The 16,065-nt window shown below is 63.1% G+C and carries 15 protein-coding genes; 10 read left to right on the forward strand and 5 right to left on the reverse strand.

The window, feature by feature from the left end:
- Positions 1-31: 31 nt before the first annotated feature.
- From ACZYHG_RS09165 to ACZYHG_RS09175, 3 genes are all read left to right on the forward strand, one after another.
- On the forward strand, positions 32-547 hold the full coding sequence (locus ACZYHG_RS09165) for an RNA pyrophosphohydrolase (protein WP_464613514.1): 516 nt from the start codon (positions 32-34) through the stop codon (positions 545-547).
- Between the two features lie 67 nt (positions 548-614).
- Entirely contained in the window at positions 615-1,760 is a 1,146-nt protein-coding gene (gene alr / locus ACZYHG_RS09170; protein WP_464613515.1) for an alanine racemase, read from the forward strand.
- A gap of 58 nt (positions 1,761-1,818) precedes the next feature.
- Positions 1,819-3,117 (forward strand): D-amino acid dehydrogenase, encoded by a 1,299-nt coding sequence (locus ACZYHG_RS09175; protein ID WP_464613516.1) that lies wholly within the window; start codon positions 1,819-1,821, stop codon positions 3,115-3,117.
- Between the two features lie 93 nt (positions 3,118-3,210).
- Here the strand turns inward: ACZYHG_RS09175 and ACZYHG_RS09180 are convergent, their stop codons facing one another.
- Entirely contained in the window at positions 3,211-5,370 is a 2,160-nt protein-coding gene (locus tag ACZYHG_RS09180) for a phospholipase D-like domain-containing protein (protein ID WP_464613517.1), read from the reverse strand.
- On the reverse strand, positions 5,367-5,810 hold the full coding sequence (locus tag ACZYHG_RS09185; protein WP_464613518.1) for a hypothetical protein: 444 nt from the start codon (positions 5,808-5,810) through the stop codon (positions 5,367-5,369). Before ACZYHG_RS09185 ends, ACZYHG_RS09180 begins: the two co-directional genes overlap by 4 nt.
- 204 nt (positions 5,811-6,014) lie before the next feature.
- On the opposite strand from ACZYHG_RS09185, the gene ACZYHG_RS09190 reads away from it, so the two are divergent.
- On the forward strand, positions 6,015-6,587 hold the full coding sequence (locus ACZYHG_RS09190; protein WP_464613519.1) for a hypothetical protein: 573 nt from the start codon (positions 6,015-6,017) through the stop codon (positions 6,585-6,587).
- Between the two features lie 30 nt (positions 6,588-6,617).
- On the opposite strand, the gene ACZYHG_RS09195 is transcribed toward ACZYHG_RS09190, so the two are convergent.
- The gene (locus ACZYHG_RS09195) at positions 6,618-7,499 is read right to left on the reverse strand and encodes a LysR family transcriptional regulator (RefSeq protein WP_464613520.1); all 882 of its coding nucleotides are present in this window, start codon (positions 7,497-7,499) and stop codon (positions 6,618-6,620) included.
- Positions 7,500-7,662: 163 nt separating this feature from the next.
- On the opposite strand from ACZYHG_RS09195, the gene ACZYHG_RS09200 reads away from it, so the two are divergent.
- Positions 7,663-9,159, forward strand: a complete 1,497-nt coding sequence (locus tag ACZYHG_RS09200) for a CoA-acylating methylmalonate-semialdehyde dehydrogenase (RefSeq protein WP_464613521.1) — start codon at positions 7,663-7,665, stop codon at positions 9,157-9,159.
- Positions 9,160-9,222: 63 nt separating this feature from the next.
- On the opposite strand, the gene ACZYHG_RS09205 is transcribed toward ACZYHG_RS09200, so the two are convergent.
- Positions 9,223-9,873, reverse strand: a complete 651-nt coding sequence (locus tag ACZYHG_RS09205; RefSeq protein WP_464614650.1) for a GntR family transcriptional regulator — start codon at positions 9,871-9,873, stop codon at positions 9,223-9,225.
- Between the two features lie 111 nt (positions 9,874-9,984).
- On the opposite strand from ACZYHG_RS09205, the gene ACZYHG_RS09210 reads away from it, so the two are divergent.
- The 3 genes from ACZYHG_RS09210 to ACZYHG_RS09220 are packed head-to-tail and all read left to right on the forward strand — an operon-like array spanning position 9,985 to position 13,297.
- Positions 9,985-10,878, forward strand: coding sequence for a dihydrodipicolinate synthase family protein (locus ACZYHG_RS09210; RefSeq protein ID WP_464613522.1), 894 nt, complete (start codon positions 9,985-9,987; stop codon positions 10,876-10,878).
- A gap of 45 nt (positions 10,879-10,923) precedes the next feature.
- Positions 10,924-12,261 carry an NAD(P)/FAD-dependent oxidoreductase gene (locus ACZYHG_RS09215; protein WP_464613523.1) on the forward strand — a complete coding sequence of 446 codons (1,338 nt, stop codon included), beginning with the start codon at positions 10,924-10,926 and terminating at the stop codon, positions 12,259-12,261.
- Positions 12,262-12,295: 34 nt separating this feature from the next.
- Complete coding sequence (locus ACZYHG_RS09220) at positions 12,296-13,297, forward strand: 4-hydroxyproline epimerase (protein WP_464613524.1); 1,002 nt, start codon at positions 12,296-12,298, stop codon at positions 13,295-13,297.
- Here the strand turns inward: ACZYHG_RS09220 and ACZYHG_RS09225 are convergent.
- Positions 13,290-14,195 (reverse strand): LysR substrate-binding domain-containing protein, encoded by a 906-nt coding sequence (locus ACZYHG_RS09225; protein ID WP_464613525.1) that lies wholly within the window; start codon positions 14,193-14,195, stop codon positions 13,290-13,292. The two genes, ACZYHG_RS09220 and ACZYHG_RS09225, sit on opposite strands and share 8 nt — an antisense overlap.
- 129 nt (positions 14,196-14,324) lie before the next feature.
- On the opposite strand from ACZYHG_RS09225, the gene ACZYHG_RS09230 reads away from it, so the two are divergent.
- The gene (locus ACZYHG_RS09230; protein ID WP_027031672.1) at positions 14,325-14,711 is read left to right on the forward strand and encodes an ectoine synthase; all 387 of its coding nucleotides are present in this window, start codon (positions 14,325-14,327) and stop codon (positions 14,709-14,711) included.
- 447 nt (positions 14,712-15,158) lie between these two features.
- Entirely contained in the window at positions 15,159-16,061 is a 903-nt protein-coding gene (locus ACZYHG_RS09235; RefSeq protein WP_027031671.1) for a branched-chain amino acid ABC transporter permease, read from the forward strand.
- Positions 16,062-16,065 lie beyond the last annotated feature (4 nt).

Raw genomic sequence — 16,065 nt, forward strand, 5'->3', positions numbered from 1 at the left:
GCCTGATCGCAAACCTCTCGAAGGACAGATGATGGCAAAACAAGTCGATCGTGAAACGCTGCCTTATCGCCCCTGTGTCGGGTTGATGATCCTCAACGCCGAGGGCCTGGTCTGGGTTGGGCATCGCATTGCCGAACCCGATAGCGAGTTTGCCGGCACGACGCAGCTCTGGCAGATGCCGCAAGGCGGCATCGACAAGGGCGAAGAGCCGCTGCAGGCGGCGGAGCGTGAGCTCTATGAGGAGACCGGCATGCGCAGCGTGTCGTTGCTGGCCGAAGCGCCGGACTGGATCAACTATGATCTGCCGGACGACCTGGTCGGCATCGCCTTCAAGGGCCGGTATCGCGGCCAGACGCAGAAATGGTTCGCCTTCCGCTTCCATGGCGATGCAAGTGAGATCCAGATCAACCCGCCGCCGGGCGGCCACACCGCCGAATTCGACGAATGGTCATGGCGGCCGATGCAGGACCTGCCCGAGCTGATCGTGCCGTTCAAGCGCAAGGTCTACGAAGAGGTGGTGGCGGCCTTCAGTTATCTGACCCGATAGAGACCCTGGACGAGGTTGCCGTGCCGGTGCGCTGGTCGTATTGATGGCTGGTGCAACGAGGGTCGCCATGAACGACGCCGTCAACCGGACTGCTGCGAACACCGTCACCCGTTGGCCGGTCAGCGATGCGGCGGCCGGGGCGATCCTGACCATCGATCTCGGCGCAATCCGTGAGAACTACCGGCGGCTGAAGGCAAAGCTGGAAGGCGTTCACTGCGCCGGCGTGGTCAAGGCCAATGGCTACGGCCTTGGCGCGGCGCAGGTAGCCGGGGTTCTGGCCACCGAAGGCTGCGACATCTTCTTCGTCGCGCTGCTGGCCGAAGGCATCGACTTGCGCAGGGCGGTCGGGGCTGGCCCTGAGATCTACGTGTTGAACGGGCTGCCGCCAGGTTCCGAGCCGGAAGCGGTTGCGGCCGGGCTTTGCGCGGTGATCAACAGTGCCGGCCAACTGAAGGCCTGGCGCGAGGCGGCACGCAGCGCGGGCCGCGCATTGCCTGCCGCCATCCAGGCCGACAGCGGCATGTCGCGGCTCGGCATGGCGCCGGCGGAGGTCGAGGCGCTGGCCGGGGACGCCAGTGCTTTCGACGGTATCGACGTCCGGTATGTGATGAGCCACCTTGCCTGCGCCGACGAGCCGCGCCATCCGGCCAATGAGCAGCAGCGGCTGGCGTTTGAGCGGCTGTGCGCCATGCTGCCCCGCGCGCCTGCCTCACTTGCAAACTCCTCCGGCATTTTTCTCGGGGCGCCTTACCACTACGACCTCGCCCGCCCCGGTGCCGCGCTCTATGGCATCAACCCGACGCCCGGCGAACCCAATCCGATGCTGCCTGTCGTGCGGCTGCAGGCCAAGGTGGCGCAGACGCGCAGCGTCGAAAAAGGCGCCGGCATCGGTTACGGCCATACCTACCATGCGCAGGGTCCGCTCAGCCTGGCGACGATTTCGTTCGGCTATGCGGATGGTTGGCTGCGACGCTCCGCTTCGGCGGCCTGGTTCGAAGGCGTGCGCCTGCCTTTCCTCGGACGCGTGTCGATGGATTCGATCATTCTCGATATTTCCGCCCTGCCGCCCGGCAGGCTGCGTGAGGGCGACCTGGTCGAGTTGCTGGGTCCTTCGCAGAGCGTCGACGACGCCGCAGGCCATGCCGGCACGATCGGCTATGAAATCCTGGCCAGTCTCGGCTCACGCTTTCACCGGCGCTACGTCAATGAGTAGCCCTTGGGAGTAGCCCTTGGGGCTAGCCCCTTGGCGGGCGAGGCAAAATCCGGCAGACATGGAACGATGTGCCGATATCGGCGGCGTGGAGCGTGACGCGATGAAGATCATGGTGCTGGGCGGTGGCGTCATCGGGGTGACCACGGCCTATTATCTCGCCGAGGCCGGCCACGAGGTGACGGTGCTCGACCGCCAGAAAGGCCCGGCGCTGGAAACCAGCTTCGCCAATGCCGGCGAGATTTCGCCCGGCTATGCTTCGCCCTGGGCCGGCCCCGGCATTCCGCTCAAGGCGATAAAATGGTTGTTGATGAAGCATGGCCCACTGGTGGTGCGGCCGGCCTTCGATCCGCATATGTGGACGTGGCTGGTCAAGATGCTGCGCAACTGCACGGCCGAGCGTTATGCCATCAACAAATCGCGCATGGTGCCGCTGGCCGAGTACAGTCGCGACACGCTGAAGGCGCTGCGCGAGGCGACCGGCATCAGCTATGACGAGCGCACCCAGGGCACGCTGCAGCTGTTTCGCACGCAAAAGCAGCTCGACGGCACTGGCGGTGACGTTGACGTGCTGAACAAATATGGCGTGCCTTACGAAATTCTCGACCAGGATGGCTGCATCGCGGCGGAGCCTGGGCTGGCCGGCGTGCGCGAGAAGTTTGTCGGGGGGCTGAGACTGCCGCATGACGAGACCGGCGACTGCAAGATGTTCACCGAGAAACTGGCTGAACTCTGCGTGGCGCGTGGCGTGAAGTTCGAATACGACACCACGATCTGGCGCGTCACCCGCAGCCGCAACCGCATTTCCAATATCAGCACCAGCAAGGGCTTCAAGGCCTCCGAAGCCTATGTGATGGCGCTGGGCAGCTACTCTGCGGGTTTCATGCGCCGGATGAAACGGTCGATCCCGGTCTATCCGGTGAAGGGCTATTCGATCACCGTGCCGATCAAGGATGCCGCTCTGGCGCCCGTATCGACCGTGATGGACGAAACCTACAAGGTGGCGATCACCCGGCTGGGCGACCGCATCCGCGTTGGCGGCACGGCCGAGATTTCGGGCTTCGACCTCAGGCTGCACGAATCGCGGCGGCGCACGCTCGAACATTCGGTCGGCGATCTCTTTCCAGGCGCCGGCGCCATGCGCGAGGCGACCTTCTGGTGCGGGCTGCGGCCGATGACGCCGGACGGGCCGCCGCTGATCGGCCGCACCGAGCTTTCCAATCTCTTCCTCAACACCGGCCATGGCACGCTCGGCTGGACCATGGCCTGCGGCTCGGCCAAGGTGCTGGCCGACATCATGTCGAATAAGGTGCCCGACATCGATGCGCGCGCCCTGGCGCAGGAGCGTTACCTGAAATAGGCCGCTGCGTCCTCTTGGGTGGATGCAATTCCCAAGGGAAAGCGCTACGCGCTTTTCCCGGGAAAACCGCTTCACACTGTTCCTGGAATTGCATCAGAACGCCTGCCTGACCCAGGCCTCGTCGAACAGCAGCCGGTAGGCCCACGGGATCGTCACGTTGGTGGAAACTGGGTTCGAGTGGGCGAGATAGTCGTCATAGACCGGCTTCATCCTGAGGTAGAAAGCGGGATCGAGCACCATCATGCCGTTCTCTGAATCGTGGAAGAAGCTGCGGTTGTTGAGGTTGACCGAAGAGATGGCGACCAGCCTTTCATCGATCATCATGATCTTGGAATGCAGCACCACGTCAGGCGCCTTGAATTCGCGGATGTTGATGCGGTCGCCATATTTCTCGACGAACAATTTGTTGAGCGCGGTGAGGAATCTGCCGCCAATATCGCCCTTGAGGTCGATGCGGCCGACAATGTCGATCTTGACGCCGCGGGCAAGCGCCCGGTCAACGGCCTGGGCGAGGCTGGGCGTCAGATTGAGGTAAGGGTTGACGATCTGGATATGGTGCTGGGCGGCATCGATCAGCTCGACGAAATAGGCCTCCAGCGCATGGTCGTCCTCATAGGGCACCGAGATGAAATGCCGGGCATTGCCCCGGGGGCGGCCATCTCCGCGCACCGGGATCGAGAAGGGCCGCGCCAGATTGGTGTCGGCGTCGCGCAACCATATCGTCGACAGATGGGCGGCGAGCGTCTCGACCGTGGCACTATCGGCGAACTCGATGTCGAAGTCGCTCCAGTTCGAATAGTAGTTCAGCGAAAGCCCGTCGGTCTTGCCGTATTGCTGTAGCTCCGGATAGCGCGACAGGTCGATCGGCTGGTGGAACAGGAAGCCGTCGTGGATGTTGCGGCCGCCGATGATCACACGCGAGCGCGCCGGATCCTGCGCCAGCGTAGCCAGCATCTTGACGTGCAGGACCTTGTGCAGTTGCGAGATCTGCTCGTCGATCGGCGCGCCATGGTCTGCCCGCCAGCGATATTCCTGCAATTCGACATTGGGGAATTCGGCCGCCAGCCGATGCAGCATGTCGTCGTCCTTGTCGCGCTCCAGCACATCGGTGACCATGATGCGCACCTTGGTGCCAAGGGCCGCATGATGGCGGATCAGCCGCTCGATGATGCGGCCGGAAAAGTCGGCCTTGAATTCGAGCGAGGACAGATAGATCAGCTTCAGCCTTGGCGCCCTGGAGAAATCGAGCGGCAGTTCCGGGTCGCCCTTGTCTATGGCCGCATCGGACAGCGGCGCGCCCATAAGCGCCTCGACCTTGGCGTTGAAGCCGTCACGCGATTTGCGCAGCAGCCTGGGCTCGCCGATCGGCAAGGCGCAGGTCTGCGACAGCCAGCGGCTGGCATAGAAGGCGCGCTCAAGCGGGTCGAGGCCGGAGCCGCCGGGAACCGGGCAGCGCTGGTAGAGGCTGTCGAAGCTGGCGAGCGCCGGATCCGCTGTCTCTTCGCGACGGATGGTGAGCGGCGCGCCTGCCGGAGCCAGGCTGGAGCGAATCGTTGCCGTGCAGCGGTTCAGGCTGTCGCCTGGAAACAGGCTGACCGTGTCGTCCTCGCCCGACAGGCGAAAGCGGAACGCCGCACCGGCGGCGATGGTGCGCGAGGCCCCGGCGGCGCGGACAGCCAGAGGACCGTCGCAGGTGGCCTCGATGTCGGCCGGCTGCTGGCCGGCCTGGCGCAGGACGATCTCGGTGCTGCGTGCCTGCAGGCCTGAGAAATCGAAAATCTTCGGGGCCGTGGGCCGCGCAGCCGCATCGATGTAGAGCGTCTGCCGCGACACCCGCCAGCGGCCGTCGAAATGGCCCTCGCCACTGCCGCCATTCGCCGGCGGCAGATGCGTTGTGGCGACCGGTCCGGCCAGCTGCTGCAGCGTCGAATAGGTCGCCTGGAAGTCGCCGTTCTGGACGTCGCGGCGGTCTCGCCCGAACGGGCCGGTGCCGTTGGCGCGATCCATGGCGCCGAGCTGGTTGTGGGCAAGCAGCGCCAGGAACCGCCTTTCATAGTCGCTGCTCCCGGCATCGCCGAAAAACTGCGACGCCGCGACCTGCGGCCCGGGCTTGCTGGCCGAAAGGGAAGGCCGCGCGCAAGCTTCCTGTCCCGGCAGAAGGTCGCAGGCATTGCGGCTTGTGCCGGCACAACCGGCAAGGACGGCGCTCGCCAACCCGAACAAAGCGAGAATGATGGATGCGCGGCTATTCACCCAGTCACTCCGGCCTTCATCGCGCTCAACTGCGCCGGGTCGCGCGGCGGCATGAAGCCCTGGGGGAAAACCTTGCAGACGGGGATGGCGAAAGTAGCGATCAGCAATTCCGCCTCGTCGCGCATCTTGAGGGGCGCCGTCTTGTCATCGCGGATCGTCCTGGCCGAGGCGACAAGGGCGCCATCGCAGTCGCAATGATTGTGGCGGGCGATGTAGCAGACGTCATGGGTCTGGCAGACCGCGTCGAGGCGGTCGACCGGCCGGGCCGACAGATCGCCGGTGCGGGTGCCGGGGCCGCAATAATTGCCGATGACGAAGGGCGAGGGGCGCGCCATGGCGTAACGGATGGGCTTCGGCAATTCGGCTTCAGGCACTTTGGTCCATGGGTTGGCGCAGGCGGAGACGTACAGCAGCGGAAGGATGGCAAGAACGGCTCGCATTTTTCTCCGCGCCAGCTTTCTGAACGATTCCCCCACCCTGCGATCCGACCCATGGCTCGTGATCGCACGCCCTGATGCCACACTGGCCGGTTTTGTGGCAAGGAAAAGGCGGCGTGCGTGACTACCGCGTTGTTCTAATATTGGCATTGGCATAGTCTAGCTTAAGGGGCGAACCGCCCGGCATTCGGAGGACAAGCACCGGCAATGCGTATCTGTCTTCTCGTTACGACTGTTGGATTTCTGTCCTGCGCAGCGGGGGCAAATGCCGCCGACAATACGGTTCATGACCGGGATAACTGGGTCTCGTTGACCGTTCCCCAGGAATGGACCAATGAGCCGCCTTCTGGCGAGGCGATGTTGCTGGATGTAAAATCCACTGATGAGGCCCTTGAGTGCATGGTGTCTGGCTCGCTCTACAACCCCCTCGCACCGGGTTCGCCGTCTGATCCGCGCAAATTCATCGAGGACTGGTCTATGGACACCTGGACGAGGATGATGGGCAAATCGTTCAGCACGGCCGATTTCAGCAATGACCGGCTTGCAAGGTTTCCAGACGGCTACCCAGTGCGCCATGCTGACTTGGATTTTACAGTTAGCGACGAGAATATCAGCCTGCACGGCCACTCCAGGATTGCGTTTTCAATCCGGGGTGCGCGCTATGGTTATGTCAACTGCTCGTTGATGGCCGGGAGCGCAGAGGAGGTGGCGCAGAGATGGGCGCCATTGGCGGACGAGGTCGAGCGTGTGGTGAATTCGTTCGTTCTCGACCCGCCTTGAACGGTGCATTCCGTTTGCCGGTTTGCGAAGTCAGGTAAAGAGGCTCCGCTCCCGCTCAACCGCCTTGGTGATGAAGCTGGCGACGATCTGGATGCGGCGCAGCGGCCTGACCGATTCGTGATAGACCAGCCAATAGGCGCGGCGGATGGGCGCCACCACATCGACGGCCACCAGTTCCGGCATCGAGCGCGCAACGAAGGTGTGCAGGATGCCGATGCCGGCGCCCGAGCGCACCGCTTCGGCTTGGCCGAGCGCCGACGAGATGGCGAAGCTGGTGCGCCAGTCCGGGCTGAACTCGGCGGCATAGTCGAGGGAAGGGCTCACGATCAGGTCAGGCACGTAGCCGATGAGCGTGTGCCGGCCGAGTTCGGCGGCGGTCTTGGGCAGACCATTGGCATCGGCATAGGCACGCGACGCAAAAAGGCCGAGCGAATAGTCGACCAGCTTTCCCGCCACCAGCCGGCCTTCGGTCGGCCGCTCGACGGTGATGGCGATGTCGGCCTCGCGTCGGGACAGCGAGAAGGAGCGCGGCACCGGCACAAGCTGGATCGTCAATTCGCGGTGCAGCGCGGTCAGTTCGCCCAGACGTTTGGCCAGGAAGGCGACGCCAAAACCGTCGGGCGCACCGATGCGCACCGTGCCCGAGATATCGTCGCCTTCGCCCGATATGGTCGAACGCGCGGCGATCATGTCGCCCTCCATGCGCTCGGCAATGTCGAGGAAGCGCAGCCCGGCCGGCGTCAGCTCGCTGCCGGTGGTCAGCCGGCGAAACAGTTTCGTGCGCAGCGCTTCCTCGAGTGCCGCGATGCGCCGCGAGACCGTGGCGTGGTTGAGCTCCAGCCGTTTGGCGGCGCCAAGGATCTGGCCAGCTCGGGCGACGGCAAGGAAAATACGAACGTCATCCCAGTTCATGGGAGATCCCCAGCAGATATCTTGTGACGCCGCCATTTGCGAGAATTGATGCTCGCTCGTCAATCGATATCTAATTTACGCACAACGGTTGCGTTCTCCCTCGCGTTGCCATCCGCCGACCAAAGGCAGAGAATGCAGCATCACAAACAAAGGGAGAGACATCATGATCGAATACGGTCATTTCATCGGCGGCAAGCATGTCGCCGGCACCAGCGGCCGCAAGCAGGATGTCATGCAGCCGATGGACGGCTCCGTGCGCGGCACGGTGGCGCTGGCCTCGCAGGCGGAACTGCGCGCGGCGGTCGAGAACGCCAAGGCGGCGCAGCCGAAATGGGCCGCCACCAACCCGCAGCGCCGCGTGCGCGTATTGATGAAATTCCTTGAACTGGTCGCCCGCGACTATGACGAACTGGCCGATATCCTGGCGCGCGAGCATGGCAAGACGATCGCCGACGCCAAGGGCGACATCCAGCGCGGCCTCGAAGTGGTCGAAGTCTGCATCGGCGCGCCGCACATGATGAAGGGCGAGTTCACCGATGGCGCCGGTCCCGGCATCGACGTCTATTCGATGCGCCAGCCGCTTGGCGTCGTCGCCGGCATCACGCCGTTCAACTTCCCGGCGATGATCCCGCTGTGGAAGATCGCGCCGGCAATCGCCTGCGGCAATGCCTTTATCCTGAAGCCTTCGGAGCGGGATCCGGGTGTGCCGCTGCGCATCGCCGAACTGTTTCTTGAGGCAGGCCTGCCGGCGGGCATCCTCAATGTCGTCAATGGCGACAAGGACGTGGTCGACGCCATCCTCGACGATCCCGACATCAAGGCAATCGGCTTTGTCGGCTCGACGCCGATCGCTCACTACATCTATTCGCGCGGCACGGCGGCCGGCAAACGCGTGCAGTGCTTCGGCGGCGCCAAGAACCACATGATCATCATGCCCGACGCCGACATGGACCAGACCGTCGACGCGCTGATCGGTGCCGGCTATGGCTCGGCCGGCGAGCGCTGCATGGCGATCTCGGTGGCTGTTCCGGTCGGCAACGACACCGCCAACCGGCTGATGGAAAAACTGATCCCGCGCGTCGAGAGCCTGAAGGTCGGCCCGTCGACGGATTCGTCGGCCGATTTCGGGCCTGTCGTGACGGCGCAGGCGCTGGAGCGCATCAAGGGTTACGTCGACACCGGCGTCAAGGAAGGCGCCAAGCTGGTCGTCGACGGCCGCGGCTTCAAGATGCAGGGCTATGAGAACGGCTACTACATGGGCGGCTGCCTGTTCGACAACGTCACCGCAGACATGCGCATCTACAAGGAAGAGATCTTTGGGCCCGTGCTCTCGGTGGTGCGCGCGCCGACCTATGAGAACGCCATCCAGCTCGCCAACGACCATGAGATGGGCAATGGCGTTGCGATCTTCACCCGTGACGGCGACGCCGCGCGTGATTTTGCTTCCCGTGTCCAGGTCGGCATGGTCGGCATCAATGTGCCGATCCCGGTGCCGATCGCCTACTACACGTTCGGCGGCTGGAAAGCGTCGTCCTTCGGCGACCTCAACCAGCACGGCCCGGATGCGTTCCGCTTCTACACCAAGACCAAGACGGTGACCTCGCGCTGGCCGTCCGGCATCAAGGACGGTGCGGAGTTTGTCATCCCGACGATGAACTGATTTCAGGATGCATATTGAGACTTGAGAAGAGCGCGGCGAGAGTCGCGCTTTTTCTTTTCTGGCTTATCGCGTCGCAGCCACCTCGGCATGGCCGCGCAGCAGCGCCATCAGCCGCTTGGCATCCTTGGCCGCGGCCTCCTCGTCGCCGTCGAGGATCGAGCGGATCAGCGCGACGTGATGTTCGGCTGACTCGGCGAGGCCTGTGTCCGCCTTGTAGCGAAACCAGAAGCGGCGGCTGTGGGTCTGCAAGGGGGCGGCCAGCCGGGCGGCGAACGGGTTGTCGGCGGCCATCGCCAGCGCCTCGTCGAGCGCCTTGTCGGCCTGGATGAAGGCAAGCACATTGCCTGATATGACCGCCTTCTGCATGGCAAGGGCAGCTTCGTGGAACAGGTCGGCGGCCTCGCGAGTGACGAAGCGCGCGGCCGAACGGGCCAGCACCACTTCCACACCGCGGCGGGCGTCGAGCACGCGCAGCCAGTCGCCCGGATGCAGTGGCGCGATCGCTATGCCGGCACGCGGCCTTACGTCGAGCAGTCCTTCCCAGGCCAGACGCTGGATCGCCTCGCGCACCGGCGTGCGCCCCAGCGCCAGCCTTTCGATGAGGGCGCCCTCGGTGACAAAGCTCGCCGGCGCCAGTTCCAGAGTGACGATCATATTCTCGAGCACGCGGTAGGCCTTGGCCGTTGCCGGCTCGGACGTCGTACTTGCTTCCATGGATATCAAAGGCGATCTCCTGATATATTTAAAATATATCACAATGGAATCCGTATTGACAACTGGTTTCTTAACAGATATACGGCTGATATATCAGATGGAGCAATGATCATGTGGACCGGAGTTTTCCCCGCCGTCACGACCAAATTCACCGCGGACGACCAGCTCGACCATGCCGAGATGGAGCGCTGCTTCACCTTGCAGATGGAAGCCGGCTGCGATGGCATCATCGTCTGCGGCTCGCTCGGCGAAGGGCCGATGCTGTCGCCTGACGAGAAGATCGAGGTGCTGAAGACCGCACAGAAAGTCGCTGGCAAGAAGCCGGTGCTGCTGACGGTCAACGAGGCCGGCACCCGCGAGGCCGCCAGCATCGCCAAGCGCGCCGCCAAGGAGGGCGCCAACGGCCTGATGGTGGTGCCAAGCCCGATCTACCACACCAATGCGGAAGAGACGGTGGCGGCGCTCCGTGCCGTTGCGCAGGCCGGTGACCTGCCGGTCATGATCTACTCCAACCGGCTTGCCTACCGCGTCGACGTGAGCGTCGACCAGATGGAAGAGCTGGCGTCGGACAAGCGCTTCGTTGCCATCAAGGAATCCTCCGACGACATCAGGCGCTCGACCGAGATCATCAATCGCCTCGGCGACCGCTACGATCTGTTCACCGGCGTCGACAATCTGGCCTTCGAGGCGCTGTCGGTCGGCGCCATCGGCTGGGTGGCCGGTCTGGTCACCGCCTTCCCACGCGAGACCGTCGCCATCTATCAGCTGATGAAGCAGGGCCGCCGCGAGGAGGCACTCGCCATCTACCGCTGGTTCCGCCCGCTGCTCGATCTCGATGTCTCGACCTATCTGGTCCAAAACATCAAGCTTGCCGAAGTGTTCGCGATCAACACAAATGACCGCGTGCGCATGCCGCGCCAGCCGCTGTCGGGCGAGCGCCGCAAGGCGGTTGAAAAGATCATCAAGGACGCGCTGGCGGTGCGGCCGACCTTGCCGCAGTTCTGAGAGCTCTCTTCTCCCCGTTCACGGGGAGAAGATGGCGGCAGCCAGATGAGGGGCAGCGCCGACGTGACAGGAAATTCCAAGTCGACCGAAGGGGGACGCCGCCCCTCATCCGCCCTTCGGGCACTTTCTCCACGTGAACGGGGAGACGGTGAGGAAATCGCCATCGTCGGTGGTGGCATCATAGGCATTTGTGCTGCTGCCTTCCTTGCCGAGGTGGGGCTCAGCGTAACAATCTTCGACCGCACCGGCATCTGCGAGGAGACGAGCTCAGGTAACGCCGCGGCCTTTGCCTTTTCCGATGTATTGCCGCTGGCGCATAAGGGCATGATCAAGAATCTGCCGAAATGGCTGGCCGATCCGCTTGGCCCGCTCAGCATTCCGCCCGCTTACCTGCCGAAGCTGCTGCCCTGGCTGATCCGCTTCTGGCGGGCCGGGGCGCCGGCAAAATACGAGGCGAGCCTCGCAGTCCAGGCCGGCATGATGAAGCTTGCCGAAGCCGAGTGGATGGGCCTCCTCGATCGCTCCGGCACCCGACCGATGCTGCGCGAGGACGGCTCGCTCGAACTCTACGAAAGCGAAGCCGAATTCCGAGCCTCGCTGCCCGGCTGGTCCGCGCGGGAGCGTTTCGGCATTGGCTTCCGTCATGCCGAGGGTAAGGACCTGGCGAATTTGCAGCCGGGACTGTCGCCGCGCTTCATCAAGGGCACCTTCGTGCCGGGGTGGAAGACGGTTGCCGATCCAAAGCTGCTCGGCAAGGCTATATGGGCTTACGCCGAGACCAAGGGCGCCCGCTTCGAAAAGGCCCGGATCGATCGGGTCGCGGCGAACCCGGACGGCGCGACACTGACTCTGGCCGACGGCACGACAAGACAAGCGAGGCAGCTCATTGTTGCCGCCGGCGCCTGGTCGCATCTGCTGGCAAGGCAACTCGGCGATCGCATCCCGCTGGAGACCGAGCGCGGCTACAACACGACGTTGCCGAAGGGCGCCTTCGACGTGCAGCGGCAGCTGATCTTTTCCGGCCATGGCTTCGTCATCACGCCGCTCGAGACGGGCCTGCGCGTCGGCGGCGCCGTGGAACTCGGCGGCATCGAGCGGCCGCCCAATTTCAACAGGTCGAAAGCGCTGCTACAGAAGGCGCAGAAATTCCTGCCGGGGCTCAATCCCTCAGGCGGGCGCGAATGGATGGGGTTCCGGCCCTCGCTGCCGGATTCGGTGCCCGTTATCGGCAAGGCGCCGGGAAGCCAATCGGTAGTCTATGCGTTCGGCCACGGCCATCTCGGCCTCACCCAGGCGGCGGCGACAGGGCGGTTGATCCGGGAAATCGTCCTGGGGCAGACTCCGTCTGTTGATCTGACCCCTTTCAACCCACAACGTTTTTGAGTTCATCGCGGTTTTGAATCTTTCGAGGAACGACATGGCCAAGAAATCCTTCTTCTGCATCGACGGCCACACTTGCGGCAATCCGGTGCGGCTGGTTGCCGGCGGCGGGCCGCTGCTGCAGGGCTCGACGATGATGGAGCGGCGCGCGCACTTCCTCGCCGAATATGACTGGATCCGCACCGGGCTGATGTTCGAGCCGCGCGGTCACGACGTCATGTCCGGCTCGATCCTCTACCCGCCAACGCGCGAGGATTGCGACATCGCCATCCTGTTCATCGAAACATCCGGTTGCCTGCCGATGTGCGGCCATGGCACCATCGGCACCGTGACGATGGCCATCGAGCACGGGCTGATCAAGCCGAAGACGCCGGGCGTGCTCAGGCTCGACACGCCGGCCGGCCTGGTCATCGCCGAGTACAAGCAGGTCGGCGACTATGTCGAGGAGGTGCGCATCACCAATGTCCCGTCCTTCCTCTATGCCGAGGGGCTGACGGTCGACTGCCCGCAGCTTGGCGAGATCACCGTCGATGTCGCCTATGGCGGCAATTTCTACGCCATCGTCGAGCCGCAGGCGAATTTTCGCGATATGGCGGATTATTCCGCCGGCGACCTCATCGCCTGGAGCCCGGTGGTGCGGCAGCGACTCAACGAGAAATACAGTTTCGTGCATCCGGAAAATCCGGACATCAACCGGCTGTCGCACATGCTGTGGACCGGCAAGCCGACGGTGGAAGGGGCCGACGCCCGCAATGCCGTCTTCTACGGCGACAAGGCGATCGACCGTTCACCGTGCGGCACCGGCACTTCGGCGCGCATGGCGCAGCTTCATGCCAAGGGCAAGCTCAAGGCCGGCGACGCCTTCGTGCACGAATCGATCATCGGTTCGCTGTTCAAGGGCAAGGTCGAAAAGGAGGTTGCTGTCGCGGGCAAGCCGGCGATCATTCCCTCGATCGGCGGCTGGGCGCGGATGACCGGATTGAACACGATCTTCATTGACGACCGTGATCCGTTCGCGCATGGCTTTGTCGTCAAGTGATAGAGGCAGACCGCTGATCATCAGCATCGACTGAGACCTCACGGCGAAACCAGTCGGCGAAGGTGTGCGCGGCGGGCGAAGCATCCACTGACATCGTCAGGAAGTAGCTCTTGTCGCGGTTGGTCGAGACATCGGATAGAACCACCAGGTCGCCGCGCTTCAACTCGTCGCGAAAAACGTCGACCGGACAAAGCGCCACGCCATGGCCGGCGATGACCGCCGTTGCGAGTATGTTGAAGTCGGCGAAGACGGGACCGTTGCCGACATCGACGTTGGGCACGCCGGCTTCGGAAAACCACTCGCTCCAGCCCTGCCGGTTCTCGTCATGCAACAGGTCCGCGGCGGCGATCCCCGAAGGGGTTCGCAGATGCTCCTTGCCGGCCAGATAATGCGGACTGCACACTGGCCGGTTCAGGCGTGAAAACAGTTTCAGGCTGGTGACGGCAGGCGTCGGATCGGCTCCGAGCGTGATCAGCACATCGTTCTCATCATCTGCGAGCCTGTCCTCGGCTTTGGCATAGGCGACCCGCATGCCGATATCGGGATGGCTTGATGTGAAATCCGGCAGGCGGGGTACGAGCCAGCGGCTGGCGATGGACGGTATGCAGCCTACGGAAATTGTCACCGATGCCGCATTACGGCGGATGCGCCGGCACGTGGCGCCAAGCTCGGCAAGGGCGCCGCTTGCGGACGCCTGCAGGGTCACGCCGGCATCCGTCAGCCGGACCTTGCGTGCGTCCCTGTGGAACAGAGGCACGCCCAGCCACGCCTCCAGCCGCCTTATCTGATGGCTGATGGCCGGGTGCGTGACGTGAAGTTCTTCGGCGGCCGCCGAAAACCTCAAGCGACGGGCGGCGGCTTCGAAAGCGCGGATGGCATTCAACGGGGTATAGTCCATCTGTAAAATTTACTAACATGTCGGGTGAGAAGCAATCATTTGAATGTCCGGCTCCACTGCGGCAATCCTGCATCCATTCCACTGGCCCTGTTGCCATTCCTGGCTGGGACGACCTGCAGGGAAGAAAACATGTTCACCAGACAATTAGCTGATGTAGAAAAATCTGACTTCTTCGTGAATTGGGGCAATGGCACCAGCCACCGCCTGCTGACCCAGCAGGACGGCATGGGCTTCACCGTCTGCCACACCGTCGTGCGTGCCGGCAGCGAATCACGCCTCCAGTATCGGCGGCATTTCGAGGCGTGCTACTGCATCGCCGGCGCCGGCGAGGTCGAAGACATGTCAGGTGAAGTGCATCGTATCGAGCCGGGCACGATTTATGTGCTTAACGAGCATGACGAACACTTTCTGCGTGCCGATGCTGCAAGCGATATGATCCTGGTCAGTGTCTTCAATCCGCCGCTGCAGGGCACGGAACGGCATGCGCTGAGTGAGAATGGCGGATCAGCGTACTGATCCGGAATAGGGCAATTGTCCCTCGATTGGCAGCCAGACAAGCGCAGCTGCATTGAACACCATCGCCGTCGAGGCCAGCCAGTCGTTCACACACGGCTTTGAGGTCAGGCAGGAGGAATCCTGACCCAACGGAAAGGAGTGTGGCGAAAAAGTGAACCGTGTCAGGAACGCAACGATTCTTCTCATCACCTAATTTTGACGGTGGTTTCTTCGAAACGAAGCGCATTATGTGTCTGAATCATCAAAGACATTGCGTTATGCCAATGATAGGGTCCGCGATAGTCCAGGGGTCGGGTACAAAAAACGGGCGATCGGAAAGGCGTGCATCGGAAACACGCAGGGCGATCAAAAAATCACGTTGCAATCCGGGCTCGAAACTTTACGACTAGGGGAAATACGAAAAGGAATGCGTCTGCATGGGCGACATTCCAGGGGAGCCATGTACACATGCAGTATTTTGTCCAGCAGCTTATCAACGGGCTGACGCTGGGATCGATCTATGGGCTGATCGCGATCGGCTACACGATGGTCTACGGCATCATCGGCATGATCAATTTCGCCCATGGCGATATCTTCATGGTGGGCGCCTTCGCGGCGCTGATCGTTTTCCTGATCCTCACGTCGCTGTTTTATTCGGTGCCCGTGGTCATAGCGCTGCTGGTCATGATGATCGTGGCGATGCTGCTGACCAGCCTCTACAACTGGACGATCGAGAAGGTGGCCTACCGGCCGCTGCGCGGTTCGTTCCGGCTGGCGCCGCTGATCACCGCCATCGGCATGTCGATCGCACTGTCGAATTTCGTCCAGGTGACGCAGGGCCCGCGCAACAAGCCGATCCCGCCGATGGTATCGCAGGTCTACAACATCGACGGCGTCAGCGTGTCGCTGAAGCAGATCATCATCGTCATTGTCACCGCGCTGCTGCTGGCGCTGTTCTGGTACCTGGTCAACAAGACCTCGCTTGGCCGCGCCCAGCGCGCCTGCGAACAGGACCGTAAGATGGCGGCGCTGCTGGGCATCGATGTCGATCGCACCATCTCGATCACCTTCATCATGGGCGCCGCCCTTGCCGCCGTCGCCGGCACGCTGTTCCTGATGTATTACGGCGTCGTTGCCTTCTCCGACGGCTTCACACCTGGTGTGAAAGCCTTCACGGCGGCGGTGCTCGGCGGCATCGGCTCACTGCCAGGTGCCGTGCTCGGCGGGCTGTTGATCGGCTTCATCGAGAGCATGTGGTCGGCGTATTTCTCGATCGACTACAAGGACGTCGCGGCGTTCTCGATCCTGGCAATCGTGCTGATCTTCCTGCCTTCCGGCATTCTGGGCCGGCCAGAAGTCGAAAAGGTCTGAGACC

Source organism: Mesorhizobium subarcticum (genome assembly GCF_055456085.1).